Below are 744 nucleotides of genomic sequence, written 5' to 3' on the forward strand. Positions count from 1 at the left end.
CCATCATGCCGACGATCAGGCAGAGACCGTGCTGATGCGTGTGCTGCGCGGCACTGGCACGACCGGACTCTCCGGTATGCGGATGCGCCGACGGGATCGCGGCGTCGAGCTGATCCGGCCGCTGCTGGAGGTGCCCAAGGCGTCGCTGATGGCCTACTGCCGGGAGCATCGGCTGCCTTGCGTCGAGGATGAGAGCAACACCGAGCGGTATTATGTGCGCAATGCGTTGCGGCTCGATATCATGCCTCGCCTCGAGGCGTACAACCCCGAGCTGCGCGAGGCGCTCTGCCGGCTGGCCGAGCTGGCCGGGCAGGAGGACGACTGGATCGAGAGCCAGACCGAGCGTTGTTATGAGCGGCTAGTGCAGCGAGAGAAGCGCGGCTTCTCCATGGCCAGAGAGGACTTGCTGGGGCTGCATATCGCTTTACAAAGGAGATTGATTAAACTAATATTATACTATCTCTCTCCGGAGCAGGAAATTGTATCCTATGCGCGCATCGAAGCGATCCGGGAGGCGTCGGCCGATCCTTCGCGAACGACGTGGCATACCGATGTCGGCGCAGGGCTGCGCTTCGTGCGGGAGTATGACAGATTGTATTGGCTGGACCAAAGTATACATAATGTAAGTCAAGGAATGGGCTATCATTACGAGATCATCCGCCCCGAGGGACGCATCGTCGTCCTGGAGACGGAGCCGCCGACGATCTTCGAGCTTGCGACGGAGCCGGCGACTAGCGGCGAGGG

Annotated in this window: 1 protein-coding gene; it reads left to right on the top strand. The window is 61.0% G+C overall.

Annotation, left to right across the window (positions count from 1 at the left end; all coding sequences use genetic code 11):
* On the top strand, positions 1-744 hold a 744-nt coding region (locus PA598K_RS32245; RefSeq protein WP_185602358.1), incomplete at both ends, for a tRNA lysidine(34) synthetase.

Source organism: Paenibacillus sp. 598K (genome assembly GCF_003851045.1).
In the GTDB taxonomy this organism is placed as follows: domain Bacteria; phylum Bacillota; class Bacilli; order Paenibacillales; family Paenibacillaceae; genus Paenibacillus_D.